The sequence below is a fragment of the Caryophanon latum genome, from assembly GCF_001700325.1.
In the GTDB taxonomy this organism is placed as follows: domain Bacteria; phylum Bacillota; class Bacilli; order Bacillales_A; family Planococcaceae; genus Caryophanon; species Caryophanon latum.
In genome coordinates this window covers 1-22,752 of sequence record NZ_MATO01000067.1, presented here as the reverse complement: position 1 = coordinate 22,752, position 22,752 = coordinate 1, and the positions used below count along the sequence as shown (strand labels likewise).

General features: G+C 44.7%; 18 protein-coding genes and 1 riboswitch. Of the genes, 3 read left to right on the top strand and 15 right to left on the bottom strand.

All coding sequences use genetic code 11. From position 1 onward, the window contains the following. Positions 1-10 precede the first annotated feature (10 nt). The 12 genes from A6K76_RS14605 to speB form a co-directional block, all read right to left on the bottom strand. A complete protein-coding gene (locus A6K76_RS14605; RefSeq protein WP_066466335.1) occupies positions 11-862 on the bottom strand; it encodes a 3-hydroxybutyryl-CoA dehydrogenase in 852 nt (283 codons plus the stop codon). Positions 863-869: 7 nt separating this feature from the next. Beyond that, the gene (locus A6K76_RS14600; RefSeq protein WP_066466334.1) at positions 870-2,066 is read right to left on the bottom strand and encodes an acetyl-CoA C-acetyltransferase; all 1,197 of its coding nucleotides are present in this window, start codon (positions 2,064-2,066) and stop codon (positions 870-872) included. 319 nt (positions 2,067-2,385) lie between these two features. After that, the gene (locus A6K76_RS14595) at positions 2,386-4,530 is read right to left on the bottom strand and encodes a (Fe-S)-binding protein (RefSeq protein ID WP_066466333.1); all 2,145 of its coding nucleotides are present in this window, start codon (positions 4,528-4,530) and stop codon (positions 2,386-2,388) included. A gap of 574 nt (positions 4,531-5,104) precedes the next feature. Next, on the bottom strand, positions 5,105-5,683 hold the full coding sequence (locus A6K76_RS14590; RefSeq protein ID WP_066466332.1) for a cob(I)yrinic acid a,c-diamide adenosyltransferase: 579 nt from the start codon (positions 5,681-5,683) through the stop codon (positions 5,105-5,107). Further along, entirely contained in the window at positions 5,680-7,149 is a 1,470-nt protein-coding gene (locus A6K76_RS14585) for a heme ABC transporter ATP-binding protein (protein ID WP_066466331.1), read from the bottom strand. Before A6K76_RS14585 ends, A6K76_RS14590 begins: the two co-directional genes overlap by 4 nt. Then, positions 7,149-8,093 (bottom strand): FecCD family ABC transporter permease, encoded by a 945-nt coding sequence (locus A6K76_RS14580; RefSeq protein WP_211271778.1) that lies wholly within the window; start codon positions 8,091-8,093, stop codon positions 7,149-7,151. The genes A6K76_RS14585 and A6K76_RS14580 overlap by 1 nt, the downstream gene beginning before the upstream one ends. A 49-nt stretch (positions 8,094-8,142) precedes the next feature. After that, positions 8,143-9,090, bottom strand: coding sequence for an ABC transporter substrate-binding protein (locus A6K76_RS14575; RefSeq protein ID WP_066466329.1), 948 nt, complete (start codon positions 9,088-9,090; stop codon positions 8,143-8,145). A 106-nt stretch (positions 9,091-9,196) separates the two neighbouring features. Further along, a riboswitch (cobalamin riboswitch) is annotated at positions 9,197-9,372 on the bottom strand. Positions 9,373-9,934: 562 nt separating this feature from the next. After that, entirely contained in the window at positions 9,935-11,602 is a 1,668-nt protein-coding gene (gene argS, locus A6K76_RS14570) for an arginine--tRNA ligase (protein WP_066466328.1), read from the bottom strand. A gap of 2 nt (positions 11,603-11,604) precedes the next feature. Further along, positions 11,605-12,036 carry a YwiB family protein gene (locus A6K76_RS14565; protein WP_066466327.1) on the bottom strand — a complete coding sequence of 144 codons (432 nt, stop codon included), beginning with the start codon at positions 12,034-12,036 and terminating at the stop codon, positions 11,605-11,607. A 60-nt stretch (positions 12,037-12,096) separates the two neighbouring features. After that, on the bottom strand, positions 12,097-12,756 hold the full coding sequence (locus A6K76_RS14560) for a GNAT family N-acetyltransferase (protein ID WP_066466326.1): 660 nt from the start codon (positions 12,754-12,756) through the stop codon (positions 12,097-12,099). Beyond that, a complete protein-coding gene (locus A6K76_RS14555; protein ID WP_066466325.1) occupies positions 12,757-13,866 on the bottom strand; it encodes a mandelate racemase/muconate lactonizing enzyme family protein in 1,110 nt (369 codons plus the stop codon). It lies immediately after the preceding gene. A gap of 324 nt (positions 13,867-14,190) precedes the next feature. Beyond that, the gene (speB, locus tag A6K76_RS14550; RefSeq protein WP_066466324.1) at positions 14,191-15,063 is read right to left on the bottom strand and encodes an agmatinase; all 873 of its coding nucleotides are present in this window, start codon (positions 15,061-15,063) and stop codon (positions 14,191-14,193) included. Positions 15,064-15,308: 245 nt separating this feature from the next. Here speB and A6K76_RS14545 point away from each other — a divergent pair, with 245 nt between their 5' ends. After that, a complete protein-coding gene (locus tag A6K76_RS14545; RefSeq protein ID WP_083995481.1) occupies positions 15,309-17,402 on the top strand; it encodes a transglycosylase domain-containing protein in 2,094 nt (697 codons plus the stop codon). Between the two features lie 322 nt (positions 17,403-17,724). Here the strand turns inward: A6K76_RS14545 and A6K76_RS14540 are convergent, their stop codons facing one another. Then, positions 17,725-18,246 (bottom strand): YwhD family protein, encoded by a 522-nt coding sequence (locus A6K76_RS14540; protein ID WP_066466323.1) that lies wholly within the window; start codon positions 18,244-18,246, stop codon positions 17,725-17,727. A gap of 68 nt (positions 18,247-18,314) precedes the next feature. Here A6K76_RS14540 and A6K76_RS14535 point away from each other — a divergent pair, with 68 nt between their 5' ends. After that, positions 18,315-18,500: a 2-hydroxymuconate tautomerase gene (locus tag A6K76_RS14535; protein WP_066466322.1), complete on the top strand. Its 186-nt coding sequence runs from the start codon at positions 18,315-18,317 to the stop codon at positions 18,498-18,500. Positions 18,501-18,521: 21 nt separating this feature from the next. After that, positions 18,522-19,226, top strand: a complete 705-nt coding sequence (locus tag A6K76_RS14530) for a class A sortase (RefSeq protein ID WP_066466321.1) — start codon at positions 18,522-18,524, stop codon at positions 19,224-19,226. A 257-nt stretch (positions 19,227-19,483) separates the two neighbouring features. On the opposite strand, the gene A6K76_RS14525 is transcribed toward A6K76_RS14530, so the two are convergent. Both A6K76_RS14525 and A6K76_RS14520 read right to left on the bottom strand, forming a co-directional pair. Continuing rightward, a complete protein-coding gene (locus A6K76_RS14525) occupies positions 19,484-20,764 on the bottom strand; it encodes an HD domain-containing protein (RefSeq protein WP_066466379.1) in 1,281 nt (426 codons plus the stop codon). Between the two features lie 107 nt (positions 20,765-20,871). Beyond that, positions 20,872-22,752: LPXTG cell wall anchor domain-containing protein (locus tag A6K76_RS14520; RefSeq protein ID WP_066466320.1), on the bottom strand; the 1,881-nt coding region annotated here is incomplete at its 5' end.

Sequence of the window (22,752 nt, the reverse complement as noted above, 5' to 3'; positions counted from 1 at the left end):
AACACATCCTTTATTCGTACACGTAGAAGCCACGACCTGATTTTTTACCTACCCAGCCAGCAGCTACGTATTTACGTAATAACGGACAAGGACGGTATTTGCTGTCACCTAAGCCTTCATGTAAAATTTCCATAATCGCCAAGCACGTATCTAAGCCGATGAAATCAGCTAACGTAAGTGGACCCATCGGATGATTCATTCCAAGCTTCATTACTGTGTCTACGTCTTCAATCGATGCTACACCTTCATACACTGTGTAAATCGCTTCGTTGATCATCGGTAATAAAATACGGTTCGCCACAAATCCAGGGAAGTCATTTACTTCAACTGGTGTTTTTTCTAGCTTCACTGATAAATCACGCACTGCCTCGTACACTTCATCCGTCGTTGCTAAACCACGAATCACTTCAACAAGCTTCATTACTGGTACTGGGTTCATGAAGTGCATGCCAATTACTTTTTCCGGACGGTTTGTAACAGCCGCAAGCTCTGTAATCGGTAATGACGATGTGTTCGTCGCTAAAATTGTATGCGCTGGCGCAATGCTATCTAACTGACGGAAAATCGATTGCTTAATTTCCATATTTTCAACTGCTGCTTCGATGACGATATCTGCATTTTTCGCGTCGTCAATCGATAAAGATTGTTGCAGACGACTTAAAATCGCCGCTTTTTCTTCTTCTGTTTTACGACCTTTTTCAACGTCGCGGCTTAAGTTTTTCGTAATGTTCGCTAAACCGCGATCGAAAAACTCTTGCTTTTGATCATTTAAAATAACGTCGTAGCCCGCTGTTGCACAAACTTGCGCAATACCTGAGCCCATTTGTCCTGCACCGATGACCATAATTGTTTGAATTGACATGAACTGCTTATTCCCCTTTCACTTCAATCATGATGGCATCCCCTTGACCGCCACCTGAACAAATTGCTGCAATACCGATACCGCCGCCGCGACGTTTTAATTCATACGCAAGCGTTAAAATGATGCGCGTACCTGATGCACCGATTGGGTGACCTAATGCGATTGCACCACCGTTAACGTTAATTTTTTCTTCCGGTAACTCGGCGATTTTCGCACTTGCAAGTGATACTGCCGCAAACGCTTCGTTCATTTCGATTAATGCGATATCGTCAATCGTTTTGCCTGTTTTCTTTAAAATTTCATTTACGACTAAACCTGGTGTTTCAGGGAATCGTGCTGGCTCAACACCTACTTCAGCGTGACCGATAATTGTCGCAAGCACATGTTTACCTGCTGCTTTTGCTTTTTCTTCGTTCATTAATACAAGTGCCGCAGCGCCGTCGTTAATACCTGGTGCGTTCGCTGCTGTAATTGTACCGCCTTTGCCGAATGCTGAACGCAATTTGCTAAGCGTTTCTGTCGTTGTGCTTGCACGTGGTGATTCGTCTGCATTAAATACGATTGGATCACCTTTACGTTGTGGTACTTCTACAGGCACGATTTCTTCAGCAAATTTACCTTCTTCAATCGCTTTTGCCGCAAGCTGTTGGCTGCGTAATGCCCATGCGTCTTGATCTTCGCGCGTTACTTCGAATTTCTCAGCAGTTGCGTTACCGTAAACGCCCATATGTACGCGTGATTCTTCATTAAACGGGCAAGTTAAGCCGTCATATAATAGACCGTCTGTTACAGAGCCATCGCCCATGCGTAAGCCCCAACGATCTTTTAATAAATAGTAAGGTGCATTTGACATTGATTCCATACCACCTGCAACGATTACATCTTCTTCACCTAAACGAATAATTTGGTCTGCAAGCGTTACACTGCGCATACCTGATGCACATACTTTATTAATTGTTTCTGTTTTTACGTTGAATGGGATGCCGCCTTTTGCAGCTGCTTGACGTGAAGGAATTTGCCCTTGTCCAGCTTGTAACACTGTACCCATGATTACTTGGTTTACTTCGTCTGGTGCTACGTTTGCACGATTTAGTGCCCCTTTAATTGCTACGCCACCTAAATCCGCTGCTGTTAGGCTGCTTAAAGCGCCGCCAAATTTACCAAATGCTGTACGTGCACCGTCTAAAATTACTGTTCTTGTCATTTCTCTATCCCCTTTGTTAGATAAGTGTTTCAAGCATTAATACGACTGAACGCTCGCTCAACTGATATGTAAATAAAAAAGAAACTTTACCCCTTACCTACTTAATATCGTACTAAACTTAGAATATTTTTTCAATATTATTTTTTCTGAAAAATCATTTTATTGAATTTTTAGTAGAAATCTGCGCTGCATTTCCCGTCAAAAAACCAAAAAAAGAGCGGGAAACTTTGATGTTCCCCACTCTTTAATGCTGTCACGAAAATGCCACGCATCAGCTATTTAATATACATTTTTTTGAAGTTGTTCATATGGCATACGGTTAATTTAATGTACCTTCTTCTGTTTCAACTGTCGGTACATCACCGAATACAGCTCGCTCTAAAATTTCCGCGATGTCGAACGTACCTACTTTGTCCTCTACTTCCTTCGCCTTCGTACCGTCTGAAAGCATCGTTAAGCAGTACGGACATCCTGAAGAAATCATTGACGCATCCGTTTGTAATGCCTGCTCTGTGCGGGCAACATTAATGCGGTTTCCAACATGCTCTTCCATCCACATTAAACCACCACCAGCGCCACAGCACATACCATCTTGACGGTTACGCTCCATTTCGACAAGCTTTACGCCTGGCACAGCACGTAAAATTTCACGCGGCGGATCGAACACGCCGTTATAGCGACCTAAATAACATGAGTCGTGGAATACAATCGTTTCATCAACTCGGTGATTCATCGCTAGGCGCCCTTCCTTCACTAAATCATACAGTAGCTCTGTATGGTGAAGCACTTCGCCATTCCATCCGAAATCTTTGTACTCATTTTTGAAAATGTTGTACGCATGCGGATCGATTGTTACAATTTTTGTTACTTCGTTTTTCTCAAACTCGTCGATGTTACCCGTCGCAAGCTCTTGGAATAAAAACTCATTTCCTAAGCGGCGTGGTGTATCACCTGAGTTTTTCTCTTTGTTACCTAAAATCGCAAACTTCACGCCCGCTTCGTTCATTAAACGAGCAAATGCTAATGCGATTTTTTGTGAGCGGCTATCGAATGACCCCATCGAACCAACCCAGAATAAATACTCAAAGCCTTCCCCTGACTTATTCGCTTCTTTTACTGTTGGGATGTTAATGGATGGATCTAAGTCGCGCCATTTTTCTTTTTCTTTACGGTTTAAGCCCCACGGATTCCCTTGGCGTTCGATGTTTGTCATCGCGCGTTGTGCATCCGGATTTACTTTACCTTCTGTCATCGTTAAGTAACGACGCAGGTCGATAATTTTATCTACGTGCTCGTTCATTACTGGACATTGGTCTTCACAGTTACGGCAAGTCGTACATGCCCAAATTTCTTCCTCTGTAATAACGTCACCAATTAATGATGGGCTGTAAATATCTTCAATGACTGCACCTTCTGCCCCAGCAGCTAGTGCAAGCTGATTACCTTTTGTGTTTTTAAAGAATTGATATGGTACCCACGGCTTTGATTTTGTCGTTACCGCACCAGTGAACGTTAAATGGTCGCGTAGCTTCACAATTAAATCCATTGGCGACAGCATTTTACCTGTACCTGATGCTGGACACATATTCGTACAGCGGCCACACTCTACACATGCGTATAAATCGAGCAGCTGCTTTTGAGTGAAGTCTTCAATGCGACCGACACCGAACGATACGTCTTCTTCGCCCGCTTCTTCATCGTCCTCTAAATCAAACTTGATCGGCTCAAGCGTCCCGACACGGTCAAGACGGTTGAAGTATACGTTGCCGACACTCGTAATTAAGTGGAAGTGCTTTGATTGTGGTACGTACACTAAGAACGTTAATAAAATGAGTAAATGAACCCACCATGATACGTAAAACATAACCATACCTGCTGTTGGTGGTAACCAAGAAAATGCAAGCATAACAGTCGATGCAACTGGCTCAAAGCCGTTGAACGTCGTATGCTCATGCCAAATCATCGCAAAGCCATTTGCTAATAACGTTGATAGCATTAAGCCACCGATGAAGATTAATACTAAACCGTTTTTCCAGCCGCGCTTTAAGCGAACGTGCTTTTCAACGTAACGACGGTGGAACGCCATCGCCACGGCAACTAAAATAATGAGCGCTACTAGCTCCTCAAAAAATACGAACGGACCGTATAATGGCCCAAGTGGTAAATGATGATCCGGTGCTAAACCACGAATAATTAAATCAATCGCACCGAGCTGTACGAGTAAAAACCCGTAGAAGAACATGACGTGCATTACACCACTTTTTTTATCTTTTAATAACTTACTTTGCCCAAATACTTTTTCCATAATTTGAGATATACGCTCTTTTACGCTCTCGTCAAACTCTACTTTTTTCCCTAACTTGATGAATTCATAACGTGTTTTTAATAAGTACACGAACAGTCCAACAGCGTATGCGACAGCTGCAATCGTCAGTACCCATGTCACGATTAAGAAAATATCCATCATCGTCCCCCCTTTTCACTTTCAACAAATCCCCATTTTGTTGTCATCATTGTAAATTATGAATGACTATTCAGTCAATATGACACAGTTTAAAAAAATAACTTAAACGAGTATATTGACGTAAGTTTGTATTTAAAATGATACATTATGTAAACATAATTTTCACGCTATTTATAAAATCGTTTTACACTTTATTATTATAAATGTCAAAATATGTACGAAATTTCAAAAAAGCTGTTTATGTTAAAAAGGGCTTTATACGGATTACATCGCATGTTAGTATTAACAATTTGATATAAACTTCACATGAATAAGGAGGTAGCTATGCGCCGTTGCCAGTAAAAAAATATGCCTGTCATTTCGACTACCGTGCGCTATAACGATTTTCGTTGTCGATGATGTATATCTACTTCGCATTCATTCATCCGCTCATGTACCGATGCAATAAAACACAAAAAAATACTATTCGAATCCTCGTCGTTTCGAATAGTATTTTTAAAATGAACGCGGTAATTTTTTTACGTATGCTACACATTTATTATGGCAACATATTAGTTGCGCGCTCCACTTTCGTTTATTTTTCGTTCTTTTTCGTATGGAATACTTTTCCGCCACGTGCATATTCAACGTCTTGTACGCCCGCACGGAAATTCACAACACGAGCTGCAGCGAAGAAATAATCTGATAAACGGTTTAAATACTTTTGTACAACGACGTTTACACCTTCTACTTCCGTCGTTAATGTCACCATTTGACGCTCTGCACGACGCGTTACTGTGCGAGCGATATGAAGCGTCGCCGCAGCTGGTGTGCCGCCTGGTAAAACGAACTTTTCAAGCGGTGGTGCTTCGTCTACAAGTGCGTCGATGCGATTTTCTAACACGGTAATTGGCTCTTCTGTTAATTTAAATTGTGGCTCCTTCATAACGTTTGCTAAATCGCCACCGCAATCAAATAGCTCGTGTTGAATCGCATGTAAATCGTTTAAAATGTCCGCGTACGTTTCCTCATCTAGCTCCGTCATTGCTTTGCCAACAAATGAGTTTAGCTCGTCTACTGTACCGTACACTTCCACGCGAATGTCATCCTTTGCAGCGCGTCCTCCGATTAAGCCTGTTTTCCCTGTGTCACCTGTTTTTGTATAAATTTTCATCGTGCCATCTCCTTTAGTTGTTTATAGCGCTGAATTGCTTCAACGGTCGTTTCAAATACGGCATGTCCAACCCACTTACCAAGAAGCGACGCCGTTCCTGCATAAGCGTGCTGCTGACCTTGTTGTGTGCTCGCGATTAAAATGCTGTCGGTCGCTGTCCCCGTCGCAATCGTATTCGACGTTTGATCGCGTACTTCCTCTATTTGTAACGCTTTTACTTTCGCCTCAGTCGCGGTCATCATCGCTTGCACGAACGCTTCATCGGTAAGCTCGCCATTCACGATGACCCACGTATTAATCGTGCCGACCTCGTAATGCGACGTCCGCTCGCAAGTTTTTGAGACGTCGATTGCTTTGCCGACGCCCGCTGTTACAGCGACGATTAAATGCCCCGCTTCGCTGTTGAATTCACGAATAACAGCGTGATCTGTCGTGAGCGCTGTCATCATGCCGACGCAGTTTGTCGGTAATGCACCGAGCTTGCGAATAAATTGCGCAAACTCATCGCTTACATTCGTCACATCGTATAGCGGATCGACAGTGCGATTAATGAGTGTGCGATACCAGCCAAGCCCTGCGTTGTATACAGCTGATGATAATACGCGCAGTGGCAGCGGACTTTGTAGCACGACCGCTTCTTCTGTAATGTGAATATGCTCCGCTGTCACACGTGCCTCCTTTTGCAACGACACGCTCGGTAAAATCGTCACTTGTGGTGTCGCTTCCTTCGGGTGAGCACGCGTGACAACATCGACGTCGTACACTTGTTCAATTTGCGCATCAACGAGCACTTCATGCGGCTCGCCAATAATGCGAACGCGCCCTTTTTCCATCAGCAATAGGCGATCGCAATAAAGCGCAGCTAAGTTCATATCGTGAAAAATCGATACGACCGTTAAGCCGTGTATTTTTGCCTCAGTGCGCACCATGTCGAGTAGCTGACGCTGATGCGCAATATCTAAATGGTTCGTCGGCTCGTCTAAAAATAACACGTCCGCCTTTTGTGCTAACGCCTGTGCAACAAATACGCGCTGCTGTTCACCACCAGATAAAAATTCCATTTCGGTATCGGCGTATTGTATCACGTCCGTTTGTGCCATCGCCTGTACGACTGCTTGTTCGTCCTCGTCACGCCAGCTTGAGAAAAAGCCGCTTTGATGTGGATAACGTCCGAGCGATACAACTTCGCGCACTGTATGCGTAAATGTATTGGCATGCAGCTGCGGCAAGACGGCTAGCTTTTTAGCGAGTTCTTTCGGTGCGTACGCGCGAAGTGGCTTACCTTGCAATGCTACATCGCCAGACAGCATCGGGAGCGCACCGCTAATGAGCTTGAGCATCGTCGACTTGCCACTACCGTTTGGACCGAGCACGCCGAGAATTTCCCCTTTTTGCACAGTAAACGATACGTCTTGTACGTATGCCTCATTGCCGTACCCTCCACTTACTTGTTGTACATGTAACATTACGCCACACCTTTCCTTCTACGTTGTTTAAAGAAAATATACGCAAATACTGGCGCACCGACGAACGATGTAATAACCCCAATCGGTAGCTCAGTCGGCGCAATAATCGTGCGTGAAATTAAGTCACAAATGATGAGCAGTGACGCACCGTGCAGCATTGATAGCGGCAATAAATGATGATGATCCGCTCCCCAAAGCATGCGCGTCATATGCGGTACGACTAAGCCGACGAATCCGATCGTGCCCGATACCGCAACGGCCGCACCAGTGAGCATCGACCCGCCGATAAGCACCTGCATTTTACTGCGCTTTACGTTGACGCCTAAATATTGCGCGCGCTCCTCACCGTACAGCATCGCATTTAGCTCACGGCGGTTCCACCATAAAATGAAGCTGCCGATAATGACGAATGGAATAATCATTTGCACGTACGGCCAGCCGCGCATCGACACACTGCCGAGAAGCCAGCTCATAATTTGGCGCAGCTCCTCACCTGTAAGTGCAATCATGAGCGAAATCATCGAGCCTAAAAATGAGCTAAAAATAATACCGGTTAAAATGAGCGTCTCCATTTTCATCGTGCGGTCAACTAGTCGCGCAAAACTCATCACAAGAAACATCGTCACAATGGCGCCAATCATGCTAAAAATTGGCAATGTAAAAATGCCGAGTAGCGGAACGGAAATGCTAAAGAAAATCGTGGCGACTGCTCCGACCGACGCACCTGACGAAATGCCGAGCGTGTACGGATCAGCAAGCGGGTTTTTTAACAGCCCTTGAAACGCCGCCCCTGCAATTGCTAAACTTGCGCCAACGAGAGCGGCAAGCAGCACGCGCGGCATGCGAATTTGCCATAAAATGTTCGCCGCTGTTTCGTTTATGCTCGGATTCCATAACACTTCAAGCGGAATGCGTACCGAGCCGATTGCAACGCCGAGCCACATCGTAATAATTAACGTAGCGAGTGCAATCGTGTAGGCAAGCACATATTTTTTATTCACTGAAAACCTCTGGGTGAATTGCTGTTGCCATTTCGAGTAAACCTTCTGCTAAACGTGGTGCTTGTCGACTTGTCGTATCTTCATCGATTTGGAATACAGCGTTGTTTTTTACCGCGGCAATTGTCTCAAAGCCTGGGCGCAGTGGCAGCGTCGTTAAAATGTCTGGCACGTAGCTGTATGACACTAAAATAACGTCCGGGTTTTGCGTAATAATTTCCTCTGAGCTAATTAAATACCAGCCTTCTTGTGTTGCCGCAACGTTTTCTGCTTTAATCATTTTTAACATTTCGTCTGTAAACGTATTTGAGCCAGCTGTATAAATTTCAGGTGCATCTGAGTTTTCGATAAATACACGCTTCGGCTCAACGTCCGCAAGCTTTTCTTGAATGTCGGCAACTTGTGCTTTCATCTCAGTAACGATTTCGTCTGCTTGCTCTGTCGTATTTGTAATTTCTGCAATATCATAAATTGTTTCGTACGTATGCTCGAAGTTTTTCGCATCTTCTACAACGAATACGTCAATGCCTGCTGCGCGTAGCTGCTCGATGCCTGCTTCTGATACACCCATTGCTGATTCATGTGAAAATACAACGTCTGGTGATAACGAAATAATTTTTTCAAAGTCAAATTCCATCGCACCGATTTTTTCTTTTTCTGCCGCTTCTGCTGGGTAATCGTCAATGTCTGTCACCGCAATCACTTCATCGCCTAAGCCGAGCTCAAATAAAATTTCCGTGTTGCTCGGGATCATCGAAATGATGCGCTCTGGCTCTTTTTCAATTGTAATTTCTGTGCCGCTTGCGTCCGTTACGGTTAACGGGTACGCGCCGTCTGTTTCCGTTTCGTTCGTTGCTTCATTCGTCGTTTCTTCTTTGTCACTGCACGCAACTAACGCCGATGTTGCAAGTGCAGCTGTCATTGCTAATTTCCAACGTTTCATGTTTATTCGCTCCCTTTGTATAAAATAAAAAGCTCGCCTTAGCAAAACGCTAAAACGAGCATATGTATATGGTTAGTTGCCATACACACTTATCCTCGTAAGTGGTTGCTAAAAAATCAGCTAGGCAGGTCTCCTGACTTCTACGCCAATCAAATGCACCTTCCCGATTGCTCAGTGGTATGTCGCATTTGTGCTCGTAGTTACAGTGGCGGGACCGTGTCGGATTTGCACCGACTTCCCTTTTCATCCTTTTACGAAGGAACCTAGTTGATGTATGCAATTGTGTTATATTATAGCGCATTTTTTTCGATGCGCACGAATTTTTCGTGATTTTAGGAAATATTCGAATAATATTGTTCATCCCATTAGCTGTTCCCATTATATCTAACAGCAAGCATATTGATTAACTAGCAATAGGCAGTGAACTGATTGCGGCTCGCTTTCCTAGGGCTCGGCTCAAGCCTCCTCGACGTTCGTACCTCACGTCTGTGGGGTCTTGAGTCACGAGCTGTTCCCTAAGGAGTCTCGCCGCATGTTCACTGCCATGACGATACTGCATATATTTCCTTGTTGCTAAAAACAATTGATTTAGCGGGCTAAAAATGGCTAGTCTACACATCTGCGGTATATTTAAAAAGCACACACAAACGATTTAATAGTATAGGTAAAGCCACAATTTCGATGAGCGCGGTAAAAAAATCATATTCGCGCCTAGCATGCCGCATGAACGTGACAAGTGACACCGCACGCATGTTGTAGTCAGCACGAATATGATGCTTCAGCGTATATCGCAACGACAAAAAAGCTGCTCGAAAATTTCTTTCCGAGCAGCTTTGATTTATTATTACATTTTCTCTGGCGCTGATACACCGATTAAGCGTAATGCGTTTGCGATTGTCGTTTGGACTGCTGTAATTAATGCAAGGCGAGCTTCTGTTAGCTCCTTGTTGTCTGCGTTAATTACTTTTTCTGCACCGTAGAAGCTGTGGAACGTTGCCGCAGTTTCTTGAATGTAGTTCGCAATGCGGTGTGGTGTGCGGTGTTTTGCCGCCTCTGCGATCACTTTCGGGAAGTCGCCCACTTTTTTCAGCACATCGATTTCTTTTTCTGCTGTTAATAAATCAAGGTTTTCAATTGATGCTTCGAACCCTTGCTCTTTTGCAGAACGTAAAATCGATGCGATACGTGCGTGTGCATATTGCGCGTAGTACACTGGGTTTTCGTTTGATTGCGATACCGCTAAATCTAAGTCGAAGTCCATATGCGAGTCGCCCGCTGTTTTTACGAAGAAGTAGCGCACTGCGTCTAAGCCGACCATTTCGACTAATTCACGCATCGTAACAGCATTACCTGTACGTTTTGACATTTTGAACTTCTCGCCGTTTTTATACAGCTGTACCATTTGGATAATATCTACTTCAAGCGTACCGCGGTCGTAGCCAAGTGCTTCGATCGCCGCTTTCATACGCGGAATGTAGCCGTGGTGGTCAGCACCCCAAATGTTTACTAACTTATCGAAGCCACGTTGTAATTTGTCTTCGTGGTACGCGATGTCTGGCGTTAAGTATGTGAATGAACCGTCACCTTTAATTAATACGCGGTCTTTGTCATCACCGAATGTTGTTGAGCGGAACCATGTCGCGCCTTCTTCTTCAAAAATGTGACCGTTCGCTTTTAATTTATCTAATGCGCGCTCGATTTTGCCGTTGCCGTATAAAGAAGTTTCTGAATACCATACGTCAAATTCTACGCGGAAGTTTTTTAAGTCGTTTTGTAATTTCGCAAGCTCTAAACGTAAGCCGTGCTCGCGGAAAAACTTGAAGCGCTCTTCATCTGATTTATCTAAAATGTCTGCGCCGAACTCTTCTTTTAACTTGCCAGCGATTTCAACAATGTCTGCACCGTGGTAGCCGTCTTCTGGCATTTGTGCGTCCATTCCTAACGCTTGCTTGTAGCGCGCTTCTAATGAGTACGCTAAGTTGTTAATTTGGTTACCTGCGTCGTTAATGTAGTACTCGCGTGATACTGCATAGCCTGCTGCGTCTAGCACGTTACATAACGAATCCCCAACAGATGCGCCGCGTGCGTGACCTAAGTGTAAGTCACCAGTTGGGTTTGCTGATACGAACTCGACTTGTACTTTCTCGCCTTGACCTGCTTCAGAGCGACCGTAATCCGCGCCTTGTGCAAGAGCTGCTTTCACAACTTGCGTTAAGAAATCTTTTTTCACCGTAATGTTCATGAAACCAGGGCCTGCGATGTCGATTTTCTCGATATCTGTGCCTGCTGTGTCTAAGTTTTCAAGAATGGCTTCTGCGATTGCGCGCGGTGGCTTTTTCGCAAGCTTCGTTAACTGCATCGCAATGTTCGTTGCGTAGTCGCCGTTTGCTTTATCCTTTGGCGATTCTAAATGAATGTTTAACTCCGTGCCTGCTTCTACTAGCTGTGCTTTTTCAACAGCTGCTGCGATTGCCGATTTAATCGACTGTTGTACTTGCTCTACTGCGTTCATGTTTATTCCTCCGTAAAAGTTAATTTTAACGTATATGTGCCAGCTAATTGTCCACCAACATGAAGTGCATACTTCGTTTCAAATTGGCTTTGCTGTTCAGTTTCAGTTGTATAGTGAAGATGTGCTGTATCGATCCATAAAGGTAATGAACCGACCTCGCTCGTGTAATGCCCTGTTTCGCGCTGCTTTACGTTTAACGGCAAGCGCATATCGACTGAGCCTTTACGCATAATGAACGATTGATTTTCTGCTAGCTTAATCGTCGTTTTAATCGATTGTGATTCGTGTTCTTCTGTATAGCGCAAATATTTCGTACCATTTTTTTCGACGATGTGCCCATCTAACCACATTTCGACACTTTCCGTCTCACCTTCAGCATAAGAAATCGCCGATGTTAGCCGAATATTGACACGCTTTCCAATGTCGCTTTTCAATGGAACCCCTCCAACGCTTTTTCTATAACCTTCTTATTATAGGATGAAATTTTCAGCGATTCAAGCAAAGTTGTGTTTTGTACGCTTTTTATATAATACGAACCAACCGTCGCCTCTTCTCTCCATCGATACGCCGAAATAGCCGTCGCGCAGTAGCTGTTGCTGTGCTTCCGTTTCACCCATCGGAACGACAATCGCCTCGTCTTCCCAAGCCGTTTCTTCAACGAGCGATTTTGCAAACACATAACGAAGCTTGCCGCCGTATTTTAACTTTAGCGCTGCGACATGCATGCGTTGTGCGAACTTATCTTTTAAGCTTGCGATGTTAAATGGCATGACCGTCGCACAAACGATTTTATGCTTATTCGTATCGACATACTGCATAATGTGCTGTGCCATTTGCTGCTGCAGCCCTTGTCCACGGTGATCTGGGTGCACGTTTGAAATTTCTTGATACAGCACCTCGTCTAAATTCGCATGTCCGATGTCGCGCCCTAAATGCTCGTCATCAATCGGTGGCTCCAGCAGCGCACGAAACGCGATGAGTTGCTCGTCTGCAAACAAGCCGATCATGACGCCGTTACCTTCTAAAATAAAACGCAGCTCCGACTCATCAAGCGGCTGTAACATCGTTTTGTCCGGCAGCGCATCAATGACTTGCTGCTGCAACGTTTGAAGCTGTGGAATGTGTGCGAGCGTCAGTTTTTGTACGTCATACATTTAGCTCACCACAACGCTTTCGTCTGTCAGTTCCGCTAAAATCGCCTCGTCTACATCCACACCAAGTCCTGCACGCTCGTTTAATTGGATAAACGGCACGTCGTAATGGAGGTTGCCGATATCTTTTGAAAACTTCAGCGGTCCTGTTAGCTCAACGCTCGTAAACGCCTTGTTTGAAAACGCTACATGGAAGCCTGCTGCTGAACCGACTGACGACTCAACCATCGAGCCGATTTGACATTCGATGCCTGCCATTTGTGCCATATGCGCAAGCTTCATCGCGGGATACATGCCGCCGCATTTCATCAGCTTAATGTTCACTTTGTCCGCTGCGTTTTTCGCAATAATTTCGCGCATATCACGTACACCGCGCAAGCCTTCATCGATCATGAGTGGAATCGTCGTCTTCGCCTTGATTGCTACCATCGCGTCAATGTCGTCCGCCTTTACCGGTTGTTCTAGCCAGTCGATGTTTAGCTGCTCTAGCTGACGCACTGCTTGTAATGTATTTGCCGCGTTCACCCAGCCTTGGTTGACGTCAACGCGAATCGCAATTGCTTCACCGACACGTTCGCGAACTGCTCGAATGCGCGCAACGTCACTTGCAACGTCACGACCGACTTTCATTTTAAATGACGTGTAGCCCATATCGACGCGACGAGCCGCTTCATCTGCCATCGCTTCAGGTGTTGCGATGCTTAACACGTGCGTAATCGGGAATTTTTCGTGATAGCGTCCGCCTGTAAGTTGATACGCAGGAACGCCAAGCTTTTTGCCGACTGCATCGAAGCACGCAATGTCGATTGCTGCCTTCGCTGCTGGCACGCCGTAAACTGCTGCGTCCATTTTTTCGTGCAGCGCCTCAAAATTCATCGCGTTTTCACCGATAACAGCCGGTGCTAAATGATGCTTTAATACAGCAAATGTACCTTCTAACGTTTCGCCTGTTACGTGCTCATCTGGAACTGCTTCGCCCCAGCCAACGATACCACACGTCGTTGTTAACTTCGTAATGATCGATGGCATGTTCGGATACGTCGCGTAGCTTACGACGAACGGTTCGATGAGTGGTAGCTCGATTTTAAAAATTTCAATAGATTGGATGATCATATATAAAACTCCTTATATGTTAGTCTCGTTGTCATATTTGTTCATTATACAACGAAAAAGCTGTGCTGAATGTCGATTTTGACTTTCAGCACAGCTTCATTAAATTTTTATTTTATACGTAATAATGCGTGAGCGTGTAGCGGCGAGACTCCTTGGGGAATAGCCCGAGCCTCGAGACCCCGCAGTCGTGAGGCACGAACGACGAGGAGGCTTGAGGAAGGCGATAAGCGCCACGTCCATGTGGCATCGCCTTCATGACCAACATCGTGTTCGCCGCCGGGCCCCAGGAACGCGAGCCGCAAAACACGCTCATAACACAAATAATTACTTAATCCAGCCGAGCATCATTTCACGTAGGAACTTCGCTGCAGCGTTTGCCGTCATTTCTGAATGGTCGTATACTGGACATACTTCTACTAAGTCAAAGCCGACAACGTTTACATCTGAGCCTGCGATCGCATGAATCGATGCAAGTAACTCTTTTGACGTAATGCCACCTGCGTCTACTGTGCCTGTACCTGGTGCGTGTGCTGGGTCTAATACGTCGATATCAATCGTTACATAAACAGGGCGACCTGCTAATGTTGGTAATACTTTTTTCAGTGGCTCTAGCACTTCAAATAATGAAATGTGCATGCCGTTTTCTTTCGCCCATTCAAGCTCTTCTTTTAAGCCAGAGCGAATGCCGAATGAATACACGTTATGCGGTCCGATCTGGTCTGCAATTTTACGAATTGGTGTTGCGTGTGAATATTGCTCACCTTCGTAATCTGTACGTAAATCCGTGTGCGCGTCAAAGTGGATAACCGCCATGTCTGGATACTTTTCGTACACCGCTTCCATTACTGGTAACGACACTAAATGTTCGCCACCCATGCCGACTGGTACTTTACCGTCTGCAACAACTTGGCGCACGAACGATTTAATTTCTTCAAGCGATTTACCTGGGTTACCAAATGGTAGTGGAATGTCGCCTGCATCAAATACTTTTACGTCCTCTAAATGACGATCTAAATAGAAGCTGTATTCCTCTAAACCGATTGATACTTCGCGAATACGTGCTGGTGCGAAGCGTGAGCCTGGACGATAGCTTACTGTCCAGTCCATCGGCATGCCATATAATACAGCTTTTGCATCCTCATACGTTGGATGGCTTTTAATAAATACATTACCTGCATATGTTTCATCAAAACGCATAATCTATTCACCTACTATTTATATTTCGTATTCGCCAAGCAAAATGCTTTATCGAAACGATGCTTTCCTTTATACTACCTTACTTAATCGTAATGTTAGCGCGCGAAACTTTTTTTCAAAACAACGCGTATAATTTAAGCAGTACAAAAAAAGTATAGTGGTTTTATGTGAAAGTTCAATAGCTATGTGTGAACTTTTCGAAATTTACAAACATATTCGCAACAACAATAAATGAGGTGATGAACATGGATGAGCGCAAAGTCGACAACAGCGCAAAACCCGAACAACGCGACGAAGCAGCGCAGCAAACCGCCTCACGTGTGAAAAAACGAAAATCGAAACGTCGATACCGCATCGCAATGGTGTTCGGTGCATTGGCGATCATACTAATTAGCGCACTCATTTCGCTGCGCATTTACGCACAAATTGCAGGCGCACCACCGCTTACTGTACAAAAAGCGACGGTGTTTTTAAATGCGGAAGGTGAGCAAATCGGTGACCATTACGTTAACGAACGCCGCTACTGGGTCACGCTTGACGACATTTCATCACACGTCGTCAACGCAACCATTTCCGTTGAAGACCAAGATTTTTACTCGCACAGCGGCTTTAACGTAAAACGTATTGGCGCAGCGATCATCGCGAACGTGCAAGCGGGCGGCAAGTCGCAAGGTGCCAGTACATTGACGCAGCAATATGCGCGAAACTTATATTTAACGCACGAAAAAACGTGGACGCGCAAATTGAACGAAGCGCTCTATGCGTATCGATTAGAAGTATTTTATTCAAAAGATGAAATTTTAGAAGGCTATTTAAATACGGTGTACTACGGTCACGGCATGTACGGCATTGAAGCGGCGAGCCGTTTTTATTACGGCAAATCCGCAAGCGAGCTCACACTAGCAGAAAGTGCGATGCTTGCCGGTATTCCGAAAGGGCCGACGTATTACTCACCTGTCGTCAACTTACAAAAGGCGACAACTCGTCAACACGTCATTTTAACGCTTATGCATGACGAAGGTTACATTACAGCTGACGAACAAGCAGCCGCAGTTGCAGCAAAGCTGACGTTCACAAACAACGAATGGAAAACAGCGAACTCACAAGCACCGTACTTTTTAGATACAGCATGGCTGGAAGCGAGCGCCATTTTAGAAGATGTCGGACGCAACATTGACACAGGCGGCTGGGAAATTCAAACGACGCTCAAAAAACAGCACCAGCAAGCAGCTGAAAACGCCATTCGCGATCAAATGCCAAAAACGAGCTTGCAAGCTGCACTCATTAGCATCGAGCAGCAAACAGGCTACATTACAGCACTCGTTGGCGGACGCGATTACACAACGAGCAATTTCAACCGCGTCACACAGGCGAAGCGTCAGCCTGGCTCAACGATGAAGCCGCTTCTGTACGCCGCAGCACTACAAAAAGGCTACAGCCCGCTCACATTTGTCGACGTATCGCAAACGACGCTAAAATATGACGGCAAGGAATATACACCAAAAAACATTAACGGTCAGTACGGCGACAATATTACGATGGCTCAAGCAGTCGCGATTTCCGATAATGTGTACGCCGTTAACACGCTCGAAGATATCGGCTACAAAGCATTTCAGCGCCTGCTCGACGATGTGAAGCTCGGCGTTGAAATTAAACATGTGCCATCGTCCGCGCTCGGTGCGACGAACGTAACGCTGCACAACATGACGACTGCATACGCTATTTTCGGCAACGAAGGTAACGACGTACAGCCGACGACGATTTTAAAAATTACCGACGAGCGCGGCAACGTTTTATACGATGCGACAGCGAAAAAAGTCGAGCGCAAACGTCTCGTACGAAAGGAAGATGCGTTTTTATTAACGCAAATGATGCGCGGCATGTTCGACCCAACATTTAACACGTACTTATATGCTACAGGTGTCACACTAACAAACAAACTGACCCACCCGTACGCCGCTAAATCTGGCACGACCGACACCGACCAATGGATGATTGGCTACTCACCAATCGTAACAGCAGGTGTGTGGAACGGCTTTGACGAAGGCGCACTCGATGTCGATGCAGATCACGCTGCTGCTAAAGAAGTGTGGGCGCAGTTTATGGAAACGGTTCACGCCGGTCAAAACGTTACATTTAAAGAGCCTTCGGGTGTCACAGCAGTCGAAGTCGAGCTAAAAAGCGGCAACGTTGCAACGGAATATTGCACAGGCCCAACCGCAACGATTTACGTAGCAGACGACGATATGCCGAGCGATTCATGCAGCCCATCGGATAAATATACCGAGCCAGAAACGTATAAAAATTGGTGGGATTCTTGGTTGGATTTATTTAATTAAATAGTGGCGAAGAAAAAACAAGTGCCATCAGGAATTTCAACCTTTCCTGATGGCACTTGTTTGCTGTTCGACTACGCTACGTTACGCGGACGCTTTCTAGGGGGAACGGCGGCGAACACGATGTTGGTCATGCGGGCGGTGCCACATGGACGTGGCGCAACCGCCGCTACTTTCGCCTTGCTAAAGCAAGTCTCTCGGCACGTTCTTTTCCCCTAGGAGTCGCCGCTTCACACGCTCCGTCATCAAACTCCTACTATGAAACTCATCCGATGAACGCTCGGAATACACTTCTGTACCAAACCATTCCACTTTCCGGCTTCACTTACTCCTGCACTGCCAACCCTTGATGCAGCTCTTCACTGCTGCGATCCCATACCGATTTGTCGTGCGATTGTAAAAATTCCGCTAGCACGCGCTTTGATACGTCGTCCATGTTGTCGACCATAATTTTGCGCTTTAGCGACTTATCCATGCGGTTCACATGGTCGGCTAAAATTTTGTAGCCGCGGCGCTTTTCGCGGTTCACGACCATTTCACAAGCTGTTACGCCCGCAAAATACGCACCCTCTGGCATTTGCTCAATCGTTACCCATACGAGCCAGTACGGTTTGCCGCCTTCAGAGTCTTCGCGGTTCATCGTAAACTTAATGCCGCGCTCAACGTCGCTACGTGCATGCATCGCGCCGATATCAACGAATGCGCGCTCTTCCTCTACATCAATGATGACTGGGCTAATGTTTTCAAGCGACAATGAGCCTATGCCGAACCCTTTATGCCCGTCTGTCGGGTCGTTTTTAATAATCGTAAAGCCTAATTTTTGTTTTGGTTTTTCTTCGTTCGTCATATGAAAATACCTCCGTATACGCTATTATAAATACTATACACTATAATTCTACTTTGGAGGTATCATCAATGCCAATCGTAACAGTAAAAATGCTAGAAGGTCGTACAGATGACCAAAAACGCGCGTTAGTGGAAGAAGTAACAGCAGCGATTTCAAACTCACTTAGCACACCAAAAGAAAGTGTAACAATCATCTTAGAAGAAATGCAAAAAAACCACTTCGCAAAAGCAGGTGTACGTGAAAGCGATAAGTAATCGTCGCCTAACGTAAATACGATGAAACGACTTACAAACATCGTCGTCAATCTCATCTTAATCGCCATCATCTTTTCAGGTGTGTTATTAATTTTTAATCAACCAATTCAAGAGCATTTTATTAGTACAGCGTCCGGCGATTTACTCGATATCGATGCTGATACAATCGCTGAAAATATCGGCGCCGACGTTTCATACAATTTCGACGACATCGAGGAGCTAACGTTAACCGATATTTTATCGCTACAATCGACAAAAAGCTACGTGCCGGTCATCGCGCAAATTGCCATTCCGTCTGTGAACATTCGTTTACCGATCGCAAAAGGCTTGAGCGAAACGGCACTCGCAACTGGCGCGGGTACGATGAAAGAATCACAGCAGCTCGGTGAAGGCAACTACACGCTTGCTAGTCACAACCTCGAAGGAACGGACGTATTATTTAGTCCGCTTCACCGTCTTGAAATTGGCGAGCTCATTTATATTACCGATTTACAAGACGTCTATACGTATGAAGTAACGATTTCAGAAGTCGTTGAGCCAACTGCGGTGTACGTGCTAGACGATGTGCCAAATAAGCGATTATTAACGCTTATTACGTGCGCATTTGACGGTGCCGACCGCTTACACATTCAAGCGACGTTTAAAAATAAAACGCCACTCGATAAAGCGACACCGGAAATGCTAAACGCGTTCGACCGTTTACAAACGCATACACAATGGAAATAATAAAAATTAAGCTAAGCGGCTTGAACTCTGAATTTTAGAGAGTTCAGGTCGTTTAATTGTTTTTGATTATAAACATCTATAGCCTTTCGTAACTCCTCAAATGACTGAAACTCATGCAAATTGAAGAATTGCTATTTTTTGTTCCACTGTATGCTTACTTCATGCCATAAAAAATATCCCCCAACAGGTAACAGATTTTATTTTTTATCTGTCTACCTATTGAGGAACATATCACAAATTTGGCGGCACTAGCTTTTTCATTTTCGACGCAGCAACGTTAAAATTTCGTTACGCAGCGCATCATCTTCAATTGCTTCGACGACATCGAGCGGGTAATAAATTTTACGATCCGGCTTTAACTTGCCAATGACTGCCTCGACAATCGGTGACACCGTCGATAGCTCCTGTAAGCTTCCGTCCGGCATGAGCATCATGATTGGATTTTGCGCACTCGCCTTATAAAAATCGTCCGACGTCGTATCAGACACTAAGTAATAAAGCGGATCAATGCCCGCCTTCGCAAATAAAATTTGAAGCTTCACGTAACGCTCCATATCTTCATCGCTATTTAAATTGCTATATTTGAACAGGCGACGGTTCACAAAGCGCGTACATAAATCACGCAGCACATCGTCTTTTTCGTTCATCCATAGTTGGAAATATGTAAGTAAAATGCTTTCGTCTAACGCCACGTAATCTTGCAGCGTAATGTCATTTTTAAAAAATGGCACGAACGGTCGCGGCTCAATATCAAACGCATAATCCGTCATATACAAATGCTTCGCGCGCTGTAAAATATGATTCAAAATCGCCTCCGCACTGCGCGACACCGGATGGAAGTACACTTGTAAATACATTTGATAGCGCGACATAATGTAATCCTCGACCGCATGCATGCCGCTATACTTCATAACCGCCTGCTCCTTCGCTGGTCGAATGACACGCAAAATGCGCTCCAAATCAAAATGCCCGTACGTCACCCCTGTATAAAACGCATCTCGCTGCAAATAATCCATGCGGTCCACGTCCATTTGGCTCGAAATTAAGCTCACGACAAGCTTGTTCTCATACGTTTTTTCAATAACTTGCGACACTTTAAGCGGAAAATCATCGCTTACTTTTCGCAGCACCGCATTAACCTCTGTATCGCCGAGCAAAATTTCACGCGTATAAAACTCATGGTCAAGTTGAAATACGTTTTCAAACGCATGTGAAAACGGTCCGTGCCCTAAATCATGTAGTAACGCCGCACACAATACGACTAATCGCTCGCTATCATCCCACTCCGCACGCCCTTTAAAATGGTCATCTACGAGTCGTCGCATGAGCTCATACACTCCAAGCGAATGGTTAAAGCGCGTATGCTCCGCTCCGTGGAACACTAAAAATGTCGTCCCGAGCTGGCGAATACGACGCAACCGCTGAAACTCCCTCGTGCTAATTAAATCCCAAATGACTTGATCGCGCACATGTACATAGCTATGCACAGGATCTTTAAACACCTTTTCCTCATGAAGCTTTCGATCTTTATATCGCATCACTATACAGCCCTCCTTCACTCTTTCTTTCATTATAATCGACGCGGCGCATTTCGTAAAAAAAGCCTTACGCAAGTTTCCTCGCGTAAGGCTTTCTCATAACACAATTATTTGTTTAATTGACGACGACGAACGAATACGAATGCCGCTAATACAATAACAAGTAAACCTAACAGTTGTAAATAATTTGATGAACGCTCATCTACGTTTGTTTGCGGTAACTTGTTGCTTGCTGTCGTAGTTGTTGCAGTTGCCGCGTTCGATGTTGTACCGTTGCTCGTAGCAGTTGTTGATGATGTGCTAGTGCTTGGTTTTACCGAACTGTTATTTGATGGTACGTAACTTGTTGTGCCACCAGTTGTTGATGTGCTACCTGTTACATTTCCTGGAGTTGTTGTTACGCCTCCAGTAGTACCTGATGTGTTACTTGAAGTTGTGCCAGATGTACCTGGAGTCGTTCCTGGCGTTGTGCCTGGTGTTTCACCTGATGTACCTGGCTCTTCTGTTACTCCTGATGTAGTGCCTGGTGTAGTTCCTGGTGTTTCACCTGGTGTACCTGGCTCTTCCGTTGCTCCTGGTGTTTCACCTGGTGTACCTGGCTCTTCCGTTACTCCTGGTGTTTCACCTGGAGTAAGCACTGGTGGTAATGTAGGTTTGTTTACATTATTGTTATTTGGATCTTTCGCTGTTAAACAAATTGTTGAGAATGCAACGCGGTTTTGAGCATCTTTCGTCACCGTGAATGTTGCAACTTCTTCACCATTTGCATCTTTTAATACGTACTCACCTGTTGCTAAGAACGCCATTGCTACGCCTTCATTATTTGTTTTTACATTTTGTACGAACTTGCCGTCTTTCGTGTAAATTGAATACGTTTGATTTGCTTCACATGCAGGGTTCTCAATAAATTGTACAAGCTCTGTTTGCTTGTTTGGTGTATTTGTTGATGGTGTTGAAGGTGTCGGTATTACTAAGTCATTCACCTCTACCTCATCACAATTTGTTAACGTGAACGTTTCAACTGGTTTAGAACCCGTTACCGTAATGGTATCAAATTGAGACGTTGGGTTGCCTTGCTTCACTACTTTGTACGTGCCTTTTGGAACTAAGAACTGAACTTTACCTGTTGTATCTGGTTTCACTGTTGTTACAAGTGAACCATTTGCATTGTAAATTTCATATACTACTGTTTCTGATTTTTCACACGCGTCATTTAACTCCACTGCGTAGTTCGTTACTGGAATAGCTGGCATTGCTGGATAAGACGGTGTTGATGGTGTTGGTGTTGGAGCAGATGGTTTTTCTTCATTCTCTGCATCTTCTGCACCTACTAAGTCCGGCGTGATGACAATCGATTCTGGCTTATCTTCACCTACGATAAACTTCACTGCCTCTTGCACTGGCTCATTTACTTGATCATTACATAACTCTGCATTTACTAAAGCATATTCACCTTTGCTTAAGCCTGAAACATCGATTGTTGTGTTACTTGTTGCATTTACTAACACTGTACCTTGTACGTTGTCACATTGAGGATAGCCATTTACTACCGGCACAATGTTTAACTTAGGTGGTACTTTACCGCCGAAGAAGCCATTTGCACTTACAGATAAAGTCATATCTGAACATTCAAATGTTACATTTACAATTTGCTTCTTCGTTGAATCTGTTACTGTAAATTCTTTAAGTACAGTACCGTCTTCTAATAATACTTTGTAATTACCAATTTCTAAGTGTAACTCTTTATTCGTATTGCTATCAATATTTGATACTGATGCAACTGTGTTACCTTTCGCATCCACTACTTCATACGAAATTTCTGGGATGTAGTCACATGTTGCCTCTGAAACGATAACAACTTCATATGCTACTGGTGTTTCAGGTTTCTCTGTTCCTTCTGGGTTTGTTTCACCTGGTATTTCAGGTTTTTCTGTTCCTTCTGGGTTCGTTTCACCTGGTGTTTCAGGTTTCTCTGTTCCTTCTGGGTT

Bases quoted from the DNA above. Each gene is read 5' to 3' on its own strand.
- A6K76_RS14605 (WP_066466335.1), bottom strand. From the start codon at position 862: ATGTCAATTCAAACAATTATGGTCATCGGTGCAGGACAAATGGGCTCA.
- A6K76_RS14600 (WP_066466334.1), bottom strand. From the start codon at position 2,066: ATGACAAGAACAGTAATTTTAGACGGTGCACGTACAGCATTTGGTAAA.
- A6K76_RS14595 (WP_066466333.1), bottom strand. From the start codon at position 4,530: ATGGATATTTTCTTAATCGTGACATGGGTACTGACGATTGCAGCTGTC.
- A6K76_RS14590 (WP_066466332.1), bottom strand. From the start codon at position 5,683: ATGAAAATTTATACAAAAACAGGTGACACAGGGAAAACAGGCTTAATC.
- A6K76_RS14585 (WP_066466331.1), bottom strand. From the start codon at position 7,149: ATGTTACATGTACAACAAGTAAGTGGAGGGTACGGCAATGAGGCATAC.
- A6K76_RS14580 (WP_211271778.1), bottom strand. From the start codon at position 8,093: ATGTGGCTCGGCGTTGCAATCGGCTCGGTACGCATTCCGCTTGAAGTG.
- A6K76_RS14575 (WP_066466329.1), bottom strand. From the start codon at position 9,090: ATGAAACGTTGGAAATTAGCAATGACAGCTGCACTTGCAACATCGGCG.
- argS (WP_066466328.1), bottom strand. From the start codon at position 11,602: ATGAACGCAGTAGAGCAAGTACAACAGTCGATTAAATCGGCAATCGCA.
- A6K76_RS14560 (WP_066466326.1), bottom strand. From the start codon at position 12,756: ATGTATGACGTACAAAAACTGACGCTCGCACACATTCCACAGCTTCAA.
- A6K76_RS14555 (WP_066466325.1), bottom strand. From the start codon at position 13,866: ATGATCATCCAATCTATTGAAATTTTTAAAATCGAGCTACCACTCATC.
- speB (WP_066466324.1), bottom strand. From the start codon at position 15,063: ATGCGTTTTGATGAAACATATGCAGGTAATGTATTTATTAAAAGCCAT.
- A6K76_RS14545 (WP_083995481.1), top strand. From the start codon at position 15,309: ATGGATGAGCGCAAAGTCGACAACAGCGCAAAACCCGAACAACGCGAC.
- A6K76_RS14540 (WP_066466323.1), bottom strand. From the start codon at position 18,246: ATGACGAACGAAGAAAAACCAAAACAAAAATTAGGCTTTACGATTATT.
- A6K76_RS14535 (WP_066466322.1), top strand. From the start codon at position 18,315: ATGCCAATCGTAACAGTAAAAATGCTAGAAGGTCGTACAGATGACCAA.
- A6K76_RS14530 (WP_066466321.1), top strand. From the start codon at position 18,522: ATGAAACGACTTACAAACATCGTCGTCAATCTCATCTTAATCGCCATC.
- A6K76_RS14525 (WP_066466379.1), bottom strand. From the start codon at position 20,764: ATGCGATATAAAGATCGAAAGCTTCATGAGGAAAAGGTGTTTAAAGAT.